We start from the raw sequence: 22,370 nt of genomic DNA on the forward strand, positions 1-22,370 counted from the left end.
ATTGAGGTGTCACAATGAAGAAAAAAAGAAGAAATTATTCACGCACCATTGATTTGCTGTTTCTATTGGTGTTACTGATTTCGATCATTTACAGTTTTTATACTTTATTTGCAATGAACTTATTACCTACTCTTTGGTTGGTTCTTGCATTGATCGTAACAGTTATGATCTATATTTTATTGTTTTATTCTATCACGAAACGATGGGCCAAATGGTTCGTCTATGCAAAACGTGTTTTTATTTGCCTTCTATGCGCCGCATTTATGATTGCCGGCCATTTCAGCGGCCGCATCAACCGCTTGCTGAATGATATTTCTACTGCAGAAGATGAACAAATTCAAGTATATGTCTTAAGCAGAAATGAAAGTGATCTCTCCGGTATCCAAAGTCTTGACGATGTTGCGACAATTGGTGTTCAAAACGGAAGCGATGCCGAAGTCGGTACCTATATGAAAGAACAATTAGCAAAAGATGCCCCTGCTGCACAGATCAGTGATGATACCTATTATTCCAATCTGATCACCAATCTGTCTTTAGGCAATTTGGATGCTGTTGCCATCAGCGCCAACTATTATGATATGATGATCCAGAATAAAGAGATTCAGCAAGATGATTTTCGAACCATAGCAACATATTCTTATACAAAGACATGGCAAGATGACAGCAATAAGAATCTGGCTACCGATGGATTTGTCGTTTATATCAGCGGAATCGATGAGATGGGTTCACCTGATCAGCAGTTACGAAGTGATGTCAACATTTTGCTGTTCATCAATCCGATCGCTCATCATGTTACGATGATCTCATTGCCAAGAGATGCCTATATTCCTAACGCAGCCTATGAAGGCAGTGAATTTACTTTAGATAAACTCACGCATACCGGTTTGTATGGAGCAGACATTACTGTAAAAAGCGTGGAAGACTATTTCAACATCGATATCGATTACTATGCGCGCATTTCTTTTTCCAGCGTCATTGAAATTGTAGATGCGTTGGGGGGAATCGATGTTGACGTCGAAATCGATTTCTGTGAGCAAGATGAAAATCGAAACAAAGATGCAGAACATCAGATTTGTTTAAGTGCCGGAAAACAGCATTTAGATGGGCAACAAGCATTGGCATATGCACGCCATCGCAAGACAGTTGGTTATGATACTGCTGGTAGAGAACGTGCACAGCAGCGAATCTTAAAGGCAATCATTGACCGTTTGATATCGGTGCAAGGTGTTTCTTCCATCGAAACATTGATGGATATCATTCCTTCCTATGTTGAAACGAACATGCCGACATCAAAAATGACAGAATTTGCAAAGCAGCAACTCTCTAACATGCAACCTTGGACAATCGAGAGCCTGTCATTAGACAATGGCGTCAATGCACATTATCTCTATCAAGCATCTTTAAACGATCTTTCCGATGCCTATGTTTTTAGCAAAACCGATGTACAGTATGTAGAATATGCTTACGAATCCAACGCCACGAATCCAAAGATGAAAGATTTCTATTTTGACTTGAATGACCTTTCAAAAGGCAGAAAGCAATTCCAAGACAAGGAAGAATATGTGTGGAGCAACGAAGTAGAAGCTTACTAAAATTTGTGAAAAGTATGTGAATATCCTCATTCACATACTTTTTTTATTTCTTTTCCTTCACACTTCCTCTATAATAAAAAAAGGTGATATTTATGAAGAAAGAAAAAAAAGCAATAAAAAAAGATACACGCCTGCTGTCTCCTAAGATAGACTGGGCCGTTTTCGTTATTTTTGCCATCGTGGCACTCATTTCCTTTTATTACTTCTTCCACTTGTATACATTGCTGCCAAGCAATCGTGTCTTGTGGATCTTACTTGCAGTATCCGCTGTCATACTCATCATCGGCGTAGTCAGTTTTCTGCTGATCTTCTTTAAAAAAAGAAATGCAGTCGCTACTTGGATCCACCGCATATTTCTGCTTTTGCTTTGCGGTGTCTTATGTTTTTCCAGTTATACGATCCAGCACTCCAGCAATACATTAGCAATCGTTACACAAGGTGATCAATCAGTCATCAAAATTTCAGTTATCACGCCTTCAGATTCATCTATCCGCTCCATTGCAGATTTAAGCGGGCATAGTGTCGGCATACAAAGCGGACTGGATTCAGACAATGCACAATATGCCAAGGAACAATTAGACGAAGAAGTCAATGATATAAATTATACAGAGCTTCTGGATTATACTTCCATGTATGAACAGATGCAAAATGGCGAGTTAGATGCCATGATCATTTCCAACACCAGTATTTCATTATTAGAAGAACAATATGAAAATATGCAAAGTGAGATACGGGTATTAACCACTTATGAACGCGAAAGTTCTTCTGTCAACACAGCAACGACAGATAAAGATCTGCGCACGGAACCATTTGTTGTTTATTTAGGAGGAATGGATGAAGGAGATGATCCGAGCATCAACGGACGATGCGATGTCAACATTTTATTGATGATCAATCCAAAAACAAACAAAATCACTACCATTTCAATTCCACGCGACTCTTACGTTCCTAATCCGGCATTAGGCAATGCAAGCGACAAATTGACCCATTTAGGAAATAACGGGCCGGAAAACAGCATTGCCGGTCTGGAAGAATTTACAGGTATCGATATTGACTATTATGCCAAAGTAAACTTCTTCTCCGTAATTGAGATCGTTGATGCGATCGGCGGCGTTGATGTTGATGTTAAATTAGATTTTTGTGAACAGGACGAATACCGAAATAAAGACAGTGAACATCAAATCTGTTTAACAGCAGGTCAGCAGCACTTGAATGGAAAACAAGCATTGGCATACTCCAGACATCGCAAAACAGAAACTTGGGGTACACAGGGCCGTGAATTTGCACAAACCCAAATCATTGAAGCCATCATCAAAAAACTGACAACTGTAGAAGGTGCATCCAATGTCAATAAAGTGATGAGCATTGCACAAAAATATGTTTCTACCAATATTCCAATGACGCAGCTTTCTTCTTTTCTTTCTTACCAATTGGATCATTTATCTCCTTGGAGCGTAGAAAGCATTACGCTGACAGACGGCTATGATATGCAGTTATCTACAGCGAGCATGCCTGGAACACCGCTGTCTTGCCATTTATTGACAAAAGAAGATGCGCAGCTGATCAATCTTGCATATAATAGCATGTTCGAAACTCCTTCTATGTCCGCATTTACGTTCAATGTGAATGATTTAAATTTCAATGACGTGGAATTTAAAGAAAGCAGTTATATGGTTTGGGCTGATGAAGCCGCAAACCTGAACCCATACAGTGTCTATTCTGGATCGGATAACAGCGTTTCATATGAAACTCCTTCTGTTGAAACACCGCCGCAGACCACACCTTCTACCCAAACACCGGCAACACCAGAAACCACACCTCCTGTTACTGAAGAAACTCCAACACAGCCAACAGAACCGGAAGTACCGCAGGAACAGCCAACTACTCCGCCGCAGGAAACAACGCCTAGTGAAGGTACACAGGTACAAGATCCTTCTCAATCACAAACAGCACCTGCTCAATAAACAGGGTACTAAAAAAGTCATTCTATCATAGGATAGGATGACTTTTTTTACTCAGCTGTTATAGGATGTAAATGATATTGACAACGGCGGATACAAGTTTTTAAATATGGAATATCTTTTTCATCTCGAATTACGATCTCAATATACAATGGATGTTCTCCGTATAAAATGGCCTGCAGATGATCATATTCATCTTTATTAGAAACCAGATACTGGCCATTGACTGTTTCGTTCTGCCATTTTTCACCATTTTCTTTCACCGTTGTCCAATGAGACGGTTCCTGCAGATGAGTGGAGATCTTCCACATCCATTCCCATCCGCTTTCCGCATTTTCATAAGGAGCCATCAAATACAGCTCATCATGAATGACATCATAGCTTCTTTCACAGCATCCAGGTGCATAAATGCTCCATTCGTGAAATAAATGATATACTTCTTGCAAACGATATTGCGAAACTTCTTCATCCATCATCACACCATCCTGGATCTGCTCTTCTCTATGCAGTAATTGACATAATTCATGATAGGCTTGAAGAGGCAACGTGATAGCAGGATCCTTCGAATAAGCAATTTCAATATAATCGACAATTGCAGAAGCATATTTTTCACTTTGCTCATTCATGCACGCATACATGCCATACCCTTCTTTTGCCAACAGGTGCAATGCACAATTTTTATAAAATAGCGCATCTCTCTCTTCATTGATCCACAGAAAAAAATAAGGGGCCAATCGCTCTGTATCCATTTCTTCAAATTCTTTACGATCTAAGAATCCGCAAGGCGTAATGATCACATCTTCGCGATGGATGGGCAAATAATGTGTTGTATCAAAATAATAATTGTGATGCTGCATTGTCCCTTCCAAGATCAAGCGTTTCAAATCGCTTAACCAAGGAAAAAAGACTTCATATTTCAAATGTTCAAAATTTGGATTTTCCATATATCCACAATCATCTTGTACATGACATTGTGCATCGCATTCTTCATCGACCCATTCCATCAGATTGACACAAAAAGCATGAAAGCCAGGACCGCCGTGGCTGGTATGAGCTTCCATATGGATCACATTGCCATTCTCCAAGCATTCGATCGCCCCTTGTGGACAAACGTCAATTACAACTCGCTCTCCGCGCTCCTCAATTTGTAATTTTTCTTGATCGCAGATTAATTTTAAAACTTCATAAAATTCATTTTTTTGTTTCTCATCTTTACATATTGCCCGTAAAGTTACTTGCATAGATACCCTCCTCGTTCAAAAAAGAACTGATAGAATCAGTTCTTCATTTTTTTACTCTAATGCAATGACACGCATCAATGTTTTTGGTGACGGCGTTTCGCTCAGCTCGCCATTATTGATAGAAACCAAAGTATCATAGTCATAATCATCCATCTTGATGATCGACAGTGTTGCTGATGTTTTCAAATCAGAGGCTTTTGTATCATCATAAGCAATATCTACACTGACTTGATATCCATCATAATTGGTATTTCCATAAGTAATCTGTGCTGGTGTTGTCTCTTTTACAGTGACCTCTTTGACCGTCGGCAGTTCTTCTTTGCCTAACTCAGCAACAATCGATGAATAGTTATTGTAAAAGTAAAAACGTGCATACGTTTCCATATCCTCATATGTCTCACTCGGAACATAATTTAATCCGCCGATATCGGTATCTGAATCCTTATTTGATAATGTAAAGAAATCTGCTACAAACAATTTTGCGACTGCCTGCGCTTCTGCCTCTGCATCTGATTGCCGCAAAGCATCGCTTACTTCATCATAAGCCGTTTTCATATAAGAAGTTGGTTCATCCGGTACCAGATAAACAGCATTTTCCGTAATCTCGATCTTTTCTTCTTTCGTTGTTTCTTCATCCTGTTTGTTGCTGCAGCCGCCTAATAACAAAGCACCTGCGCAAAGCACAACAAATATCCGCTTCAAATACTGAGCCATCAGTATACCTCCTAGTCAAAATAACAAATAAAGTATACCATATTCTTTTTAGAAAATCATGGGATTGCTGTGTTTTCTATACGAACATTTTATTCTTTTGGAAGATACCATGTAATCAGCTGCTGTGTTCCGCTGTCTGCAAATCCTTTTTTTGCTAAATCCTCAAAATTGGAAAGGACGAGTTCTAGAACATTCAGCGCAAGCGCATCTTCTCTTGCCTCTTCTTTTGCCAGTCGCATATCTTTGATAAAATGTTTGATAAAAAAACCAGGTGCAAAATCTTCATTTACCATCTTCGGACCTAATAATTGCAATTGTCTTGATCCGGCAGCCCCATCTTGTAAATATGAAATGACCATGGATGGATCGATTTCCTGTTTTTTTGCATAAGCGAGTGCTTCACAGACCCCGCTTAATGTTCCGGCAATCATGATTTGATTGGCCAGCTTCATATGCTGTCCTTTACCGGCTGCTCCACAGTAGTAAATATGCGTTCCCATAGCTGTAAATAATGGATATGCACGTTCGAATATCTGCTTTTCTCCACCGACCAAGATCGTTAAAGTTCCTTCTTTTGCTCCAACATCACCTCCAGTGACAGGAGCATCCAACACATCTAAAGATCGTGCTTTTCCATGTGCATACAGCATGTCTGCCAGTTTTGGGGAGGAAGTCGTCATGTCGATCAGCAAGCTTCCAGCGGACGCCGCTGCAAAGATGCCATTTTCTCCTAAATATACTTCTTCTACATCGCTTGGATAGCCTAACATCGTGATGATTGCTTCACTTGCTCGCACACAATCAGCAATCGTATCATGCAGAACGGCTCCTTCTTTCACGATGGATTCTACTTTTTTTGGGTGACGTGCATAAATGTGCACTTCATATTGATTTTTCATCAAATTGCGAACCATGGAGCTGCCCATGATACCAACGCCGATAAATCCGATTTTCTTCATATTCCTTGCCTACTTTTCCTTGTCTGCAAAAAAATGCAGATAAGCTTGTGCACTTCGATTCATCTCATTTGAGAATGCACTCTCATATTTTCTTTTCCAAAAAGCCTCAACTTGTGCATGAAAATCAACGATTGGCGCTCCGTTGCGTTGTGCTCTTTCTTCATAAAAAGCGCGATGTTTCTCATCATTCATCAATTCGTATTGATCAATGTGTACAATATAGTCTTTATGGAAACGAGCAGGTTTTTTCCTATCGATCTGCTGCTGTGTTGGATAACCAAATACCAACATGCAGGCCGGGAATACTTCATCTGGTAAACAAAGTGCATTTTTAACCGTTTCATACTGCTCAATGATATCACCGATATAGCAGCTTCCAATACCCAAAGATTCAGCTGCAACAACCATATTCTGCGCAGCAATATTGGCATCGCTCATCGCTAGCCAGGCATCGCCTAATCCCGGTTTTCTTGGTGTACAATCTGCTGCTTTATACAAATCGCACCAACGTCGGTGGTCTGCTACAAAAACAACGATCAATGGAGCTTTTAATATCCAATCTTGATGATCGCATGTTTCTGCCAAAAGCTTTCTCTTTTCTTCACTTTGGATCTCAATGATGCTATACAGCATTTGATTGCCAGCGGTCGGTGCTTCAAATGCTGCTGTGTATAATTTTTCCTTCGTTTCATCATCTATCGGCCGTTCCTCAAATACACGGACACTTTTTCTCTTTTTTAATTCATCTAATACGCTCATCTTTCTTTCCTCCTTAAATTATCTTTCTTTTAGTATTGCACCCTTTTGCTCCTTCAGCGTTGTAACTTCTTGAATCGGGCAAATAGGTTTTGGCTCACATGGTTCATACAGCATTTTTTCCATCCAAACCACATCATGCCATTCGCCAAATTTATAACCGCTTTTGCTCAAACATCCTGCTTTGTGAAAGGACATCCGTTCATGAAATCGAATACTCTTCTCATTTCCCTCGGTAATGATGGCATAAACGATACGGATATGTTGGCGTAATAACAATTCCATCAATGTTTCGTATAGCAGACGGGCTCCTCCATGATGCGGATGATCCATCTTAAAATAAATAGCAAGATCTACACACCAGTCATACGCTGCTCTTTCAAATGCTCTTGATGCATACGCATATCCCAGAATCTCCCCGTTTTCTTCGGCAACTAACCATGGATAGAAGCAGGAAATCGCAAGAAATCGTTTTTGAAACTGATCAAAGGCTGGTACTTCTGTTTCAAAGGTAATTGCTGTTTTTAAGATATAAGGACAATAGATATCATAAATTGCTTGCACATCATTGATCTGGGCAAAACGAATTTGCATATAGCCCCCTCCTTAAATATAACACTGTATATTCTATCATAACTTCTATTTCGTGTATAATTTTCTTTTCCAAGATCTGCTTTGCGGATCAAATAGAGTAGAGGGAAGAAATTAATCTTCGCCCCTCTCATTGCACCGTACGTACGGGTCTCGTATACGGCGCTACATTTATATGTTAATACAACCTATCTTAGATAGTATGCTAGAGGATTGACCAATCCAGGTCTTTCCTCTTTTCTTATGGCTAGAATATCCGCATTAAGTAAGAAATTAATTACATTCCCATTTGCTTGTTTATATAGGCCAAGCCTTGTATTCGCTACCGAGTAGAGTTGTTCATCACTGAAGTGATATGGCAATTTCTCATTCAACTTTTGTAGATTTTTATATATCCTCGGTGGTACTTTCCACTGTTTTAAGATGATGACCCTTATTTTGTGCCTTAACCATTGTCCAAATTCATCGATGAAGTTCTTCATCCTTCCGATTCGAAAGTAGTTTATCCATCCTTTGACGATTTGGTTTATCCTGGTGAATGTTTTAGCGTTGGTCTGTGCTACACATTTCTTTCGAATGAGTTCCTTTCGACATTTATCATACAGGCTTTTCTTACTCTTCTTTGTAGGAATACATTCCCATTTTGATGAGTTCTTCCAGTATGTAAAACCTAGAAAATTACTATTCGTTGGTCGTACTACCTTTGTTTTGGTTGCACTGACTTTTAGGAATAATTTTCTCTCCAGCCATGATGTGACGGACTTCATCACTCGATTTGCTGCCATCTCGCTTTTAACGAAGATATTACTATCATCTGCATATCTCACAAAGCATAGTCCCCTTTCTTCCAGTTCCTTATCAAATTTATCTAAGTAAATATTTGATAGAATTGGACTTAGAGGTCCTCCTTGTGGCATTCCTATGGCATTTGCTTTGACAAAACCATTTTCCATGATTCCTGCCTGCAGGAATTTACGAATCAAATGCAATGTTGTCGAATCATTCACATGCTCTCTAAGTATTGAAATTAATTTATCGTGATTTACTGTATCGAAGTATGCTTCTATATCTAAATCGATGACCCATTCGTATCCTTCATTTAAGTAGTCCAGTGTTCGCAGGATGGCATCATGTGCACTCCTGTTTGGTCGAAATCCAAAACTATTCTCACTGAATTTACTATCATAAATATCTGATAACACTTGAGCTATCGCCTGTTGGATGACCCTGTCTACTACTGTTGGAATTCCCAGGGGTCTTTTCTTTCCATTTGATTTAGGAATATAGACTCTTCTTACAGGTTGAGGTTTGTATTTCTTCGCCAGTATCTGTTTCTTTATCTGTTCCCTATAGGCCTTGAAATACTCGTCAATTTCATCCACTGTCATCTTATCAATGCCAGGTACACCTTTATTACTTTTGACTCTTTTGATTGCCTCTTCGAGATTTTCATCTCTTAAGATCACTTCGATCAATTTCATGTTGTTGCTTCTCCTTCCTTTTGTAAATATATTTGGAACCATTCCCTCTACCTTCATTCCCATGGGATTACGATTCCCACTTATGGAACTATCCTCGATTTCGAACTATCCAAACATTGCGCATGGTGAGCTGCACCATATAAACATTAGGTCCTTGGGTATAGATGTCTCTACCTACTACGACCTCAGCTGACTTCTTGTGGTAAACCTTTTTCGACCGATGTTACCATCACTGATTTTAAAGATATTGGATTTCATCGTCCACAAGACCTCCCGGGGTAATTCACGAATCCTGTTTCTTTCACAACGTCCTGATTTACTGTCTTGGTTTTACGTTTACCTTTTGGACTTCGGTTTGATATGCAACCTTATCCACCATTTAGCCTTATATCCGGTTTCTGTTCGTACGCTCGAAAGAATCGCTACACCACTTCCTCCATCCTCAACATCACTGTTAACGACTTGTGGTTCGCTACACTTGGCGGTAACTACCTGTGGTTGGCTTATCTCCAACTGAATTCGTGCCATGCCCGGCACACATAAAATGGATGTCTCCTGTAACAGATACAGAAAACATCCATAGAATAAAACATCGCATGATCAATAAATCTGCAGACACCTCTCTCTAAAAGCGTCGGACAGATGCATAATAGAAAAGCTCTTTGATTGAAACGTTATTTATTGTTTGATTTTCTCTCTTTTCCATTTATGAAGGATCTTTCGCATAGAATTTTTCATCGTTTGATGCATCATCGGTGTATCTAAATATCGATTGACCAGCTTGGAAATAAGCGTTACCAATAAGATGCCGCAGATGACCGCAACCGCAATGTACGTTGCCAGTTCATAATTCATCGGTGCCAGTTCCAGCCAATTCCAGAAGAATAAAGATGCAATGAAGAAACCGGCAATATCTAAGATCAATACCATTCCTCGATACCAATTGAGCGGTGCATAGATTCGATAGATCATATGAATGGAAATAATGGAAGCAGAGAAATATAAAATTGTAAACATTTCCTCTTGTGTTAACTGCATTTGAATGCTGAGCAGACGTATCAGACAAACGATCAAGACGATTGCCAGTGCATTCGGCAGCGAATAACGCAGCGCATGGCGGCCAATCGACTCTTTCTGGCGCTCGATATTTCTTTCAAACAAGATCATAAAGGAAGGAAACCCGGCAACAAAATTGTCCAGCAGTGTCATTTGGAAAGGAATAAATGGATATGGCATATTCAAGAAAAGGATGATGATGGAAATCAAGATCGTATAAATCGTTTTCAAATAATACATCGATGCGGAACGTGTCACATTATTTGTATCCAGTCGGCCTTCTCTGACCACTTCAGCCAATGTGCTGAGATCGCCATTGATCACTACGAATTGAGATATCTGTTTCGCTGCGTCAGACCCGCTTCCCATGGCAATGGAAACATCCGCATCTTTCAACGCTAAAACATCATTTACGCCATCTCCTGTCATAGCTACGGTTCTGCCGTGACGCTGCAAAGCCAGGATCATTTTATGTTTTTGTTGCGGTGTTGCCCGTCCAATAGTGGAATGTGTCAAGATCGCCTGTTCGATCTCCTCATCGCTTTGTAGTGTAGTTGCATCTACACAATTCTGTGCATCTTTCACACCGGCTTTCTTTGCTAATGCAGCCACAGTCGTCGGAGAATCCCCGGATATGATCTTGATGTCCACTTCATTTTCTTGAAAGAATTGAATCGTTTCCTGCGCATCTTCACGCAAAGGATCCTGAATGATGATCACCGCAAACGGCTCGGCATCGCTCATCGTCTCTTGAAAAGTAGCAAAATCAGGATGGATAGCAGCTAATAAGACTCGTGCCCCACCATGTTTTGCTTCTTCGATCGAAGCTTCAAATGAATAATTTGGCAAGATAAACTCAGGTGCACCTAATATGACCGTGCCTATGCCATCCAATTCCAAAGCGCTCCATTTTCTTGCTGAAGAAAAAGAAACACGGCGCTGAGGAGCATAAACTGCTTCTCCTTGAAAATGCTGTGCCAATGTTTGTGAAGTTGCATTGCTGTCCAGACTTCCTCTCACAAAAGAAGTCAAAACTTTTTCAACTGCTTCCATCGAATGTTCCTGTAACGGAAGCACTTTTTCTACACGCATCTTTCCCTGCGTCAAGGTGCCCGTTTTATCCAGACACAATGTATCTGCGTACGACAATGTTTCAATACTGAACATCTCCTGCACAACTACCTTTTTTTTGCCTAATCGTACAACGCTCGCCATCATAGAAATGCTGGCAAGCAATACAAGACCGATCGGCAGCATGCCCAGCAGCGCCGTAGAAGTATTGACGACCGTGCTGGTGATTGGCTGCTTACGCAATACCAGTGCTTCAAAAAACAGCAAAGCACTCAACGGTACTACCAGACAACTGGTTAATCTGGTAACTTTGCTGAAAACCTTGACCATTTCTGAAGATACCGGCTTTCTTTTTCGCGTTTCATCCGCTATTTTAGTAGCGTAATTGTCTAGTCCAACATGCTCAACCTGCGCATAACACGCTCCGGACAATAAGAAGCTTCCAGAAAGAAGATGATCTCCTGGTCCCTTTAAGATTGGTTCTGCCTCTCCAGACAGCATCGATTCATCCACTTCTACCTGTGTATCTAAAATAATACAGTCAGCCGCAATCTGCATACCGCTTTTTAAATGGATGACATCATCCATGACGATTTCTTCATTGTCGATTTCCTGCTCAATGCCGTCACGAATAACTTTTGTTTTTGGGGAGATGATCAAATTTAGTTTTGCGACCATATTACGTGATTTGATTTCTTGATAAATACGTAAAAATGTATTCGAACTTACAATGACAACAAAGAACAGACTGGTCCAAGCTTTCACCAGCACCAGTGCGAGCGCGATACAAAAATTATACGCATTAAACAAATTAAATGTATGTTCACATATAATTTGCCGATAGCTTTTTACTGCCGGTTTAGGAGAAATATTCACCTGTCCTTTTCGAATCCGTTCTTTTACTTCTGTACTGTTTAAACCAAATCGCTTATCCATGCTTTTATTCACCCCGCGCTTGTTAATCATAATAACATATGAAATTGCTTGAATGTCAGATTCTTACAGAATTTTAACATTCAAGCAATTTATTTATTCCCATTCACTTTTGATTCTATCATTTATTCTGTAACAAGTTCCATTCCCGGTTTTGCACCGATATCAAAAGCAGAGCGGCGGCCGTGCTGATAAGCAATCGTTCCTGCTACAGCGATCATGGCTGCATTATCTGTACAGCAAGAAAGCGGCGGAATCGTAAATTCAATTTCTGGATACCGCGGTGCAATTTCTTCACTGATCAATGTACGCAGTCTAGAATTAGCTGCTACACCTCCAGCTACGACAAAATGGCGAATACCGCTCACATGGTCCAAAGCATATACCACTCTAGATAAAAGTGCATCTAATGCAGTTTCTTGAAAACTGCATGCAAGATCAGCCGGTACAAATGTCTCATGTTTTCTTTCGCAGCGAGCCTGAAATTGCAATACACTGCTTTTCAACCCGCTAAAGGAAAAATCCATCGGTTGTTCCGTTTTGGGTTTTGCCAATGTATAGACAGGATGTCCTTCTTTCGCTAAGCGGTCAATCTGCGGTCCGCCTGGATATGGAAGTCCCATTACACGTGCCACTTTATCAAAAGCCTCGCCAATGGCGTCATCCTGTGTTTCTCCTAATACTTGAAAACTATTCTCATCTTTCAGATAAACCAGTTCTGTATGTCCGCCGGAAACAACCAATGCCAATAAAGGATACTGCAGATCTGTCACTAATTCATTGGCAAATATATGACCAGCAATATGATGAACGCCGATCAGCGGTTTATGAAATGCCCATGCCAACGTTTTCGCTGACTGCAGGCCAATATGCAGACAACCAACTAGTCCTGGTCCTTGCGTCACCGCTACTGCATCAATATCTTCCATCGTGCAGTTGGCCTTTTTCAAAGCCTGATCGATCACCATCGAGATATTTTCAACATGAATACGGCTGGCCACTTCTGGCACAACGCCGCCAAACTCTTTATGTACATCAATTTGTGTCGCTACGACACTGGAAAGTACTTCTTTTTTATTACGAACGACCGCCGCTGCCGTTTCATCACAACTGCTCTCTATTCCTAGTATCAATGTATCTTTCATTCTACGATCCCTCCAATCGAACATGCATAAACATATGCATCTTCTCCATTATCTTGATAATATGATTTGCGTATTCCAACCTGTTCAAAACCAAATTTTTTATATAAAGCTATAGCCGGCTGGTTGCTGACACGAACTTCCAGCGTTATGAATTCACATTGCGCCTGCTTTGTATCCTTTAGTAACTGTTGCATCAAAACAGCGGCAATTCCTTTTTTCCGATGCTGCGGTGCAACTGCAATCTTACATAACTGGGCAGTTTCAAAGGTGATCCAATAAATCATATACGCAAGGATCTTCCCTTCTTCTTTCACGACATAAGCATGTGAAAATGCATTTTCCTCTAATTCATATCGAAACTGTTCTTCGCTCCAGCAGGATGTGAAACATTCTTCTTCCAAACAGGCGACCTCCTTGAGATCCTCTGTCTGCAATAAAGATATCATTTGACCTCCAGATGATATGCACTTTGATCCTTCAGATAACGCGGTGTCAACGTATGTATATTATCCACTGATCGATAAAATGGACGAAGCGCAATAAAATTATCTAAGAGATCATACGGACAGGATATCATGCCTAACAAAGCAGCATCTCCATATACTTGATAATCATTTTCTTTTACCAGCCGCTGGATTTCATCCAAATCTAGAATCGTCTCCGGTTCAACCAGTTTTCCTTGATCGACGATTCCCACATAAGCGCGATGACTGCGTGCATCCATCAGCACCAATGCATTGGCAGCTAAACCTGCATACAACTGCAGAGAGCTGACTGTATACAATGGCAGATGTTTTTGCGTACAGAAAACTTTGGCAACAGACATCGCAATACGCACACCGGTATAGCTTCCAGGTCCATCTGTGATGACCACTTCATCAATATCATCACTGTCCCATCCAGCCTCTTCCATGCATTCGATCAACATGGGAAACAAAGTCTCGCTTTGTCTCTTCCATGACTCTTTCATCGTACCGCTGATCAACCGATCATCTTCATATAAACCAATCACTAAATAGCGATTGGTCGTATCCATACACAATGTTTTCATTTTAGTTCCTCCACGATCTGCTCATATACTTTTCCTGTTGCATTGATTATAAATACCCTCTGTTCGTCTACTCCATTTTGAATTTGGATATCTAATCGTTCTTTCGGCAATGCATGTGCAATATAATCAGGCCATTCTATGACACAAACACCTTCATCAAAACATTCTTCTATGCCTAATTCCTGTACGATTCCTTCCAAACGATATGCATCTACATGATGCAACATCCAGCCATCTCCCATTTCATAGCTCTTTAAGATCGTAAAGGTGGGCGAGTTGATCGTTCCTTTTACGCCTAATGCTTTTCCCAAAGATTTCGTAAATGTTGTTTTTCCCGCACCTAGATCGCCGCTCAATGTGATCAATGCCGGTCTTGGCAACAATTCTGCAATTTTTTCAGCAAATTCTTTTGTCTCTTTCAATGAATGAATCTGGATCTCCTTCATTTCTGCTGCTCCTTTCTTCTTTTATTTCTTACGTTATCCACGTATTTTTATTTATGAAAATTACGCCTTTATAGTATATCACATTTTATCTCTATCTGCTTTAGAGATAACAATTAAAAAGAACTGTTTCTGCTCATTTGAAACAGTTCTTTTGATCATTCTTCGATTCGATATAACAAATAGCGAGTCATGCACAGTGCCAGGATTCCGATCATGAGTAACGGCAGCATCATTTCCAAAGACAAAACAGCCGTTTTCATCATCTCATATCCCCAATAAGCCGGGAAAAACTTTCCTGCTGTCAATAATACAGCAGGCAACAAATGAGCAGGAAATAAAATAGAGGAAAGCAAGATCGACGGAAGAAAAAATAAAATCGACACCATGGAAACTTTTGCCGGATCTCGGACAAGCAGACCGATCACATCAGCTACAATGATCGTGGCAAGGACAAATAACAGGAATGCGCATGCATAAGACACGCCATTCACTGGCAGTGCCGCATCAAAGATCAAAGGGGCAGATACCCCTATTGCGATACCCAGGATCGATAAATGCAAAAAGGCAGAAAGATCACACAGGATGATTCCCATGCTCAATGGTACTCCATTTGCCTGGTATACCTTCTTTAGATCACTATGATATATTTCCATTATTGTCGGCGGCAAACCAATCAAAGCTCCCATGGAAATTCCAAATATATGCATGGATGCAATCAATGTTTCTTTTGCATTAGGCATGATCATCGTGAAAATGCCGCCCATCACCAGATAAAAAGTCAAAGGAACTAAGTAACAGGTAAGTAATAAGGTCTTGCTGCGTATATCTAATTTCCATTGTAAACAAATTGCATAACACCAGGCTTTCATTCTTGCTCTCCTTTCATCAGATTCAAAAAATGCTGTTCCAACGTTCCTCTTGTAACTCGCATATCTTTGATTTCAATTTTTTTTGTTTTGTACTTTTGCAATGAGGCAAGCAAAGAATCAACGACATTTTCACATTGATATTCCTCTTTCCCCAGCCTGCTTTGAATGACGACCTGATATTGCCTGCCTACTCGCTCATGCAATTGATTGATCGTTCCCGCAAATACTATTTTTCCTTGTGACAGGATTACTATTCGATCACATAAGGTCTCCACCTCTGCCATATCATGACTGGCCAAGACGATCGTCTTTCCTTTTTCACGCAATAAACGAATCTGTTCATGAAAGGAAACACGACCCTCTACATCCAATCCCGCACTCGGTTCATCTAAAAACAAGATATCTGGTTCTCGAAGCAAAGCCAGGGCCAAATGTACCCTCCGTTTTTGTCCCGTTGATAATTTGCCATAATACTGCTCAGAAAGATGGGAAACACCTAAAGCATGCAATTGTGCTTTATCTTCTGTTGTATGATTCCAATTGGCGAATAAATGAATTGCTTCTTTTACTTTGATGTATTCCGGTAAAGAAGCAGTCTGCAATTGAATACCAATTTTACCTCTTATCTCGATTTTTCCAGCATCATACTTGCGCAATCCTTCAAGACATTCGAAAGTGGTTGTCTTTCCCGCTCCGTTGACTCCTAACAAGCCGAAAATTTCACCTGCATGTACATTGAAATTGACACCATGCAGCACTTCATTTTTCCCATAACGCTTTATTAAACCTTTGACTGTGATCATCTCTTTCATTTTTTCCTCCATTTCCCCGCGCCTAAAGTCGCGCGGACACAAATATTTCATCAATAAATCCCACATGCTTTATTTTCGTGTTACCCTATAAGAGAGGTGGTATACTACAGAGCACGTGGAGGTGAGTAGGAATTCTACTCAATTGAATATCCTGTATTTTTATAAGTTGCCGTCATCATATCAAGCACAAATAAGTAGGACTTTGAGCCTGGACACTTATGATTGTTCAATCAACTGTTGTCGATTCGCTTTGATGACAGTCAATGCCACCTCTCCTTTTGTATGAAAGGAGCTTTTTTATATGGCAATGAAAATCGTTCGTTTCAACTGCTGTGGCATGGATGTTCACAAAGATCTGGTCGTCGCTACTATTGGTATCACCGATAGACAGTCGAACATCACAGAATATTTCCAACAATCTTTTTCCACTTTAAACTCGGACCTATATCGTTTAAAGGATTGGCTGAATTCTTATCACTGTTGTGATGTCTGCATGGAATCTACCGGTAAATACTGGATCCCTATCTTCAACATTCTTGAAGGTGAGATCAATGTCCATTTAACTCATCCCAAGTATGTCAAAGCCATCAAAGGCAAAAAAACTGATAAGAAAGATTCCAAATGGATCTGTGATCTCTTCAAACATGATCTGATCAAATTCTCGTTTATCCCTCCAAAAGAAATCCGAGAACTGCGTGAGATCGCCCGTTACCGATACAAGCTGGTCTGCATGCGTTCTTCAGAACGGAATCGTTATCAGAACTGTATGACCGTTTCCAATATCGGATTAGCTTCTGTTGTCTCCGATCCTTTTGGCAAGACAGCTTCCAATATCATGAAAGAAGTCATGAAGCCAAACGTGATTGATGATGACAAGATCTTAAAACTCATTCACAAAAATTGTAAGAACAAAGATAAGATACTAGACTCCCTTCACGGCTATCACATCGAAGCGGATCAACGATTCAAGATGGAAAAATCATTGAATCATATGGAGTACTTGGATCAACTCATCAATTCATGTGAAGCAGAATTGGTCAAGCGGGCTTATCCTTTACGCGAATCTTTCCAGCATATCACACAAATAAAAGGAATTAGTTCCTTATCGGCCATTCTGATCATCTCTGAAATAGGAATCGATATGTCTCAGTTTGAATCCGACAAACAACTTGTCAGTTGGGCTGGACTTTCTCCTGCCAACAACGAAAGTGCCGGCAAGAAAAAGTCAGTTCGTATCTCCAAAGCTGGACAATATCTCAAACCACTGCTTGTCCAATGTGCTTTATCGACCATCAAAGATAAGACATCTTATTTTGGAAGAAAGTATTCCAATATCAAGAAACGACGTGGTCACAAGAAAGCCATCATTGCGATCGCACGCATGATGTTGGTCAGTATCTATCACATGATCCTAACAGGCGAAGTATTTCAACCAACGGATTATGAATCCTTCATGAATCCACGATCCGATACCAAACAATCACTAACAGTTGAAGAAGCATTAAACTTTTTGAAACAATCCGGCATTGATATATCTTCTATTCAAATCAACTTATAAATTTTTTCGATATTTTTACTACTTATTTTTAAGTCGGCTTTTTTTTTACAGTTTTATTCACACTTCACTCTCCTGAAACGGATTATCCTTTCTTTTCGAAAAATAAGCATTCAAAGCTTGTTCAACATAACTATTTGCTTCCTGCTGCTTTTGCTGCCACTGTTGATCCAGGTTCTCTGATTGTCCAAAAGCAACAAGTTTCGATAAGATCTGCAGATCTCCTCCTGTAAAATGCATAATCATTTTCCAATACTCTTGTGCAAATATTTGTCCCTCTGCGCTGTCAGCGGGTATATTTTGTTTTTTCAAAGTAATCGCCCGTTCTTGCAGAGACAGAAATCTTTTCATAAAAGCCCTTCCGCTTTGCTTATCAAAATGATTTCGGATATGTTCCAACATTTGATCATCGAAATGTTTGATCAAATAATAAAATTCATTGTGCATCTGCAAATTAACGATGATATCTGCATATTTTTTAAAGTCCACTGTACGCATTTGCAAGACTTCTTCTCGAAGAAGCTCCAGCTCCTGTAAAGATTGTGTCAGCTTGTCTATCTTTTCACGAACTGCCGTTGCCTGCTCCTGCAAAACGTTTGCGACTTCTTGCGGAGTATCTAAAGAAATCAAGCGATTCTTAATATCACTTAAAGAAAAGCCTAAGTGTTTTAACGATAAGATCTGATGGAGACGGATGACATCTTTGTCTGTATATAAACGACGTCCGCCGTCACTTATGGCAGTAGGATTCAGTAATCCTGCATGATCATAATGCTGTAATGTACGTACGCTGACATCCATTTTTTTTGCTATTTCTCCGATAGTCATATATCGTTTGGCACGAGTTGTTTCTTTCATTCTCTCATCTCCTCTATTCATACTATAAAACATGACGTTACGTCATAAGCAAGCACATTTTATTTCTTTCAAAAAAAAGAACAAATAGCAGGATTCATCTGTTTTATTTGTTCTTCTCTTATAATTTGTCTTTACAAAACGATTGAAAGGCCATCAAACAGTTTCTCTGCTTTGTTCGCTTCTTCCAGGTTCCATAAATTTTCCATTGATAATTTTCTTTAAAAGGAATGGCTTTCAGATGATGGAAAGAAGGATTGGGAAAAGCCGGACAAAGTGCAAGTCCAACTTTTTGTTCACAGAGGTGATAAAGCGTTTCACCATCCATTGTTTTGGCACAGATGTTCGGCAGAAAGCCGTGCATCTGACATGAGCGCATAAAATCATAATAAATATGGTATTGTTCATTCATCACGATCATATCTTCCTTCTGCAGCATATCCATGCTCACTTCATTTTCCTTCCAGAAAGGATGTCCTTCATAGACTAGCAGCAGGATCGGCAAACGAATCAGCTCCATTTGCTGAAACAGAGAATCCTCTATTTTAGATGTGACAAATCCATAGTCGATCGTATCTTCCTTGATACCTCTTAATACTATTTCATTCTCATTTTCACCCCAGATGATACGCTGTTCTGGGTATAATTTCTGATAATCAAATATCCGCTGTAGTGAAATTGCTTTTAAAGTACCCGCAGAAAAACCGATACGCAACTCATTTTTCTCCCGGTTCATCATCGCAATTTCCCTTTTCATCTCCTGTATCTCTTTTGTGAACTGTTTGCTTTTCTCATAAAAAATTTTTCCGCTCTCAGTTGCAACTACCCCTTTCTTTGTTCGAGTTAAAAGGGCAGCACCCATTTCTTCTTCCAAGGCCTTTATGATCTTTCCCAGCCCTTGCGGAGAGATATACAGTTTTTTTGCTGCTGTATGGATATTTTGTTCTTCGTACACTGTTTGAAAATAATAAAACACTTTGATATCCATGCGTCTCGCCTCCAAACAAAAGAAAAGTAGCATACTGAAGTCTATCCGTATACTACTTTTTAGTTTAGCATAGATCTCTGTTTACAACAACAAAGCCTTCGATCATGTATGTTTTATGCAATATGGTTGGCTACTTCAAAGGCATCCCAAATCGCATACATGATGTTCGATACTTTCTTGGCATCACCTAATACATAAAGCTGTGGAACTTCAAATTCGAGTTCTTGGTACAATTGATTTTCTTCTCTGTATCCCACTGCCAATATTACACTGTCACATGCAATTTCTTTCTTTTCTCCATTTTGATCAGCAACTAATTTACCATCTTTGAAATGTTCCACTTTAGCACTTGTCATTACTTCAATGCCGTTAAACGGTATCAAAGCTTCCAACATTTCATGATTTGCTTCGCAAAGAGGACCATTCACTGCCATCAATTTATCCAATGCTTCTACGATTGTCACCTTTTTACCTTGTTGTGCCAACCACAAAGCTGTTTCGCAGCCGACTAATCCTCCGCCGATCACAACTGTCTTTTCACCGCAGTCTTTTTCTTTCAACAATACTTGTGCAGCTGTATAAACATGTGCATCATCGCCTAAAGAGAATACTTTTGGTTTGGATCCTGTAGCGATGATCACTGTATCACAGCCGGAAGCGAGTACCATCTCACTTGTTACTTTCGTTTGCAAATGCACTTCTACATCTAAACGTTGTAATTCATTTGTATACCATTTTGCCAATGCCAGATCATCTTCTTTAAAATCAGGGGCACCGCCAGCTAACAGGTTGCCTCCCAACTGATCGCTCATTTCATATAAAACCGGTTCGTGTCCGCGAATCGCCAGTACCCGTGCAGCTTCGCAGCCTGCTACACCGCCGCCGACAATCAGCACTTTTTTCTTTTTTAAGACTGGTTCATATGCCGTCACGCGTTCTCTTGCGGCCTGCGGATTAACAGCACAGTTAATCAAAGAGAATGCTGCAACACGACCCATGCATCCTTCCTGACAGGAAATACATGGACGAATTTCTGCTAATCGGCCACTGCGCAGCTTGTTACAATAATCCGGATCTGCCAATAATGGTCTGCCTAGGTCAATGACATCACATTCTCCGTTTTCAATTGCCTCTAAAGCCATGTCCGGATCATCCATACGTCCTGCACAGAACACAGGAATATTTACAACTTCTTTTACCATCTTGCAATATTCTCTGTATAATCCTTTCTTTTGATACATCGGCGGATGATTCCACCACCAAGCATCATAAGTTCCAACATCCGTATCTAGCGCATCATAACCATAAGATTCAAGAAGTTTAGCCGCTTGCAGCCCTTCTTCTACATCACGGCCTTTCTCTTCAAATTCTTCTCCTGGCAATGCACCTACGCGCCAATCTTTGATCATGCTCTTCACACTGAAGCGCAATGTTACAGGGAAATCTTTTCCGCAGCGTTTTTTGATTTCTTCAACGACTTCTTTAGCAAAACGCAAGCGATTTTCCAAAGAACCTCCATATTCATCTGTACGTTGATTGAACATGGAAATAGCAAATTGATCCAACAGATAACCTTCATGCACCGCATGGATCTGCACACCATCAAATCCGGCACGTTGTGCATGATAAGCAGCATCACCAAATTGTTTTACGATCATATGGATTTCGTCTACTGTGATTGCACGGCAAATTTTATCTAACCAACGATGGGGGATCGCAGAAGGTGCAATTGGCGGAATATCTCCTACATTGGTTGGAATCGTAACACGTCCAAATCCGGCAGATAATTGTAAAAATATTTTGCTGCCATAGGCATGCACTCTTTCCGTCATCTCTCTGCTTGTTTTTACAAACTGCACTGGTTTATACAATGGATTAGGTACCGTTGAAGGATCTTGTTTCTCTACAAACTGATCAAAAAAAGTAACACCGGTAATGATCAGACCAGTTCCTCCTTTGGCACGTTCTGTATAATAGTCGATTCCTCTTTGATTCCATCCGCCATTAGCATCTGCTAAACCTAAAGGCCCCATCGGTGCCATAGCAAAACGGTTCTTTAAAGTAACGCTTCCGACCTTGATCGGGGTAAACAATGTTTTGTACTTCATATTGTCCTCCTTATGTTGTAAAAATTATAACATTGTATGAAGTTCTGCCTTATCAACCAATTGTTTCTCTGTATAAATAAATCATTTCCAAAAATTATAAATAATGCACCAAAAATTATAAATAATGCATTTTTTTATTGACATAACATAAACACAGTGATATTATAAATGAGCAATTCGATGGAA

19 protein-coding genes are annotated in these 22,370 nt (G+C 40.0%); 3 read left to right on the top strand and 16 right to left on the bottom strand.

What is annotated here, in order from left to right; translation table 11 throughout:
- The first annotated feature begins 14 nt into the window (after nt 1-14).
- Nucleotides 15-1,592: an LCP family protein gene (locus tag BQ9859_RS09010; RefSeq protein ID WP_075877852.1), complete on the top strand. Its 1,578-nt coding sequence runs from the start codon at nt 15-17 to the stop codon at nt 1,590-1,592.
- A 92-nt stretch (nt 1,593-1,684) separates the two neighbouring features.
- Nucleotides 1,685-3,556, top strand: a complete 1,872-nt coding sequence (locus tag BQ9859_RS09015; protein WP_075877853.1) for an LCP family glycopolymer transferase — start codon at nt 1,685-1,687, stop codon at nt 3,554-3,556.
- Nucleotides 3,557-3,603: 47 nt separating this feature from the next.
- Here BQ9859_RS09015 and BQ9859_RS09020 read toward each other — a convergent pair whose 3' ends face one another.
- From BQ9859_RS09020 to BQ9859_RS09085, 13 genes are all read right to left on the bottom strand, one after another.
- Nucleotides 3,604-4,794, bottom strand: a complete 1,191-nt coding sequence (locus BQ9859_RS09020) for a hypothetical protein (RefSeq protein WP_075877854.1) — start codon at nt 4,792-4,794, stop codon at nt 3,604-3,606.
- A 51-nt stretch (nt 4,795-4,845) separates the two neighbouring features.
- The gene (locus BQ9859_RS09025; RefSeq protein ID WP_075877855.1) at nt 4,846-5,508 is read right to left on the bottom strand and encodes a hypothetical protein; all 663 of its coding nucleotides are present in this window, start codon (nt 5,506-5,508) and stop codon (nt 4,846-4,848) included.
- Between the two features lie 89 nt (nt 5,509-5,597).
- Nucleotides 5,598-6,467, bottom strand: coding sequence for an NAD(P)-dependent oxidoreductase (locus tag BQ9859_RS09030; RefSeq protein WP_075877856.1), 870 nt, complete (start codon nt 6,465-6,467; stop codon nt 5,598-5,600).
- 9 nt (nt 6,468-6,476) lie between these two features.
- Nucleotides 6,477-7,226 (bottom strand): nitroreductase family protein, encoded by a 750-nt coding sequence (locus BQ9859_RS09035; RefSeq protein ID WP_075877857.1) that lies wholly within the window; start codon nt 7,224-7,226, stop codon nt 6,477-6,479.
- A gap of 18 nt (nt 7,227-7,244) precedes the next feature.
- Complete coding sequence (locus tag BQ9859_RS09040; RefSeq protein WP_075877858.1) at nt 7,245-7,817, bottom strand: GNAT family N-acetyltransferase; 573 nt, start codon at nt 7,815-7,817, stop codon at nt 7,245-7,247.
- Between the two features lie 185 nt (nt 7,818-8,002).
- Nucleotides 8,003-9,295, bottom strand: coding sequence for a group II intron reverse transcriptase/maturase (ltrA, locus tag BQ9859_RS09045; protein WP_075877859.1), 1,293 nt, complete (start codon nt 9,293-9,295; stop codon nt 8,003-8,005).
- A 678-nt stretch (nt 9,296-9,973) separates the two neighbouring features.
- Nucleotides 9,974-12,358: an HAD-IC family P-type ATPase gene (locus BQ9859_RS09055; RefSeq protein WP_075877860.1), complete on the bottom strand. Its 2,385-nt coding sequence runs from the start codon at nt 12,356-12,358 to the stop codon at nt 9,974-9,976.
- A 122-nt stretch (nt 12,359-12,480) separates the two neighbouring features.
- Entirely contained in the window at nt 12,481-13,500 is a 1,020-nt protein-coding gene (gene tsaD, locus BQ9859_RS09060) for a tRNA (adenosine(37)-N6)-threonylcarbamoyltransferase complex transferase subunit TsaD (protein WP_075877861.1), read from the bottom strand.
- Complete coding sequence (gene rimI / locus BQ9859_RS09065) at nt 13,497-13,946, bottom strand: ribosomal protein S18-alanine N-acetyltransferase (protein ID WP_075877862.1); 450 nt, start codon at nt 13,944-13,946, stop codon at nt 13,497-13,499. The genes tsaD and rimI overlap by 4 nt, the downstream gene beginning before the upstream one ends.
- On the bottom strand, nt 13,943-14,551 hold the full coding sequence (gene tsaB, locus BQ9859_RS09070) for a tRNA (adenosine(37)-N6)-threonylcarbamoyltransferase complex dimerization subunit type 1 TsaB (RefSeq protein WP_075877863.1): 609 nt from the start codon (nt 14,549-14,551) through the stop codon (nt 13,943-13,945). Before tsaB ends, rimI begins: the two co-directional genes overlap by 4 nt.
- A complete protein-coding gene (gene tsaE, locus BQ9859_RS09075; RefSeq protein ID WP_075877864.1) occupies nt 14,548-14,997 on the bottom strand; it encodes a tRNA (adenosine(37)-N6)-threonylcarbamoyltransferase complex ATPase subunit type 1 TsaE in 450 nt (149 codons plus the stop codon). The genes tsaB and tsaE overlap by 4 nt, the downstream gene beginning before the upstream one ends.
- Nucleotides 14,998-15,152: 155 nt before the next feature.
- Nucleotides 15,153-15,866, bottom strand: a complete 714-nt coding sequence (locus BQ9859_RS09080) for an ABC transporter permease (RefSeq protein WP_075877865.1) — start codon at nt 15,864-15,866, stop codon at nt 15,153-15,155.
- Nucleotides 15,863-16,744 (bottom strand): ABC transporter ATP-binding protein, encoded by an 882-nt coding sequence (locus BQ9859_RS09085; protein WP_235846423.1) that lies wholly within the window; start codon nt 16,742-16,744, stop codon nt 15,863-15,865. Before BQ9859_RS09085 ends, BQ9859_RS09080 begins: the two co-directional genes overlap by 4 nt.
- Before the next feature lie 235 nt (nt 16,745-16,979).
- On the opposite strand from BQ9859_RS09085, the gene BQ9859_RS09090 reads away from it, so the two are divergent.
- Nucleotides 16,980-18,236, top strand: a complete 1,257-nt coding sequence (locus BQ9859_RS09090) for an IS110 family RNA-guided transposase (protein WP_075876486.1) — start codon at nt 16,980-16,982, stop codon at nt 18,234-18,236.
- 57 nt (nt 18,237-18,293) lie between these two features.
- On the opposite strand, the gene BQ9859_RS09095 is transcribed toward BQ9859_RS09090, so the two are convergent.
- From BQ9859_RS09095 to BQ9859_RS09105, 3 genes are all read right to left on the bottom strand, one after another.
- Nucleotides 18,294-19,091, bottom strand: coding sequence for a MerR family transcriptional regulator (locus BQ9859_RS09095; protein WP_075877867.1), 798 nt, complete (start codon nt 19,089-19,091; stop codon nt 18,294-18,296).
- A 118-nt stretch (nt 19,092-19,209) separates the two neighbouring features.
- Nucleotides 19,210-20,076, bottom strand: coding sequence for a LysR family transcriptional regulator (locus BQ9859_RS09100; protein ID WP_075877868.1), 867 nt, complete (start codon nt 20,074-20,076; stop codon nt 19,210-19,212).
- Nucleotides 20,077-20,189: 113 nt separating this feature from the next.
- Complete coding sequence (locus tag BQ9859_RS09105) at nt 20,190-22,184, bottom strand: oxidoreductase (protein WP_075877869.1); 1,995 nt, start codon at nt 22,182-22,184, stop codon at nt 20,190-20,192.
- Between the last annotated feature and the right edge of the window lie 186 nt (nt 22,185-22,370).

The organism is Merdibacter massiliensis, from assembly GCF_900155395.1.
Classification (GTDB): Bacteria; Bacillota_I; Bacilli_A; order Erysipelotrichales; family Erysipelotrichaceae; genus Merdibacter; species Merdibacter massiliensis.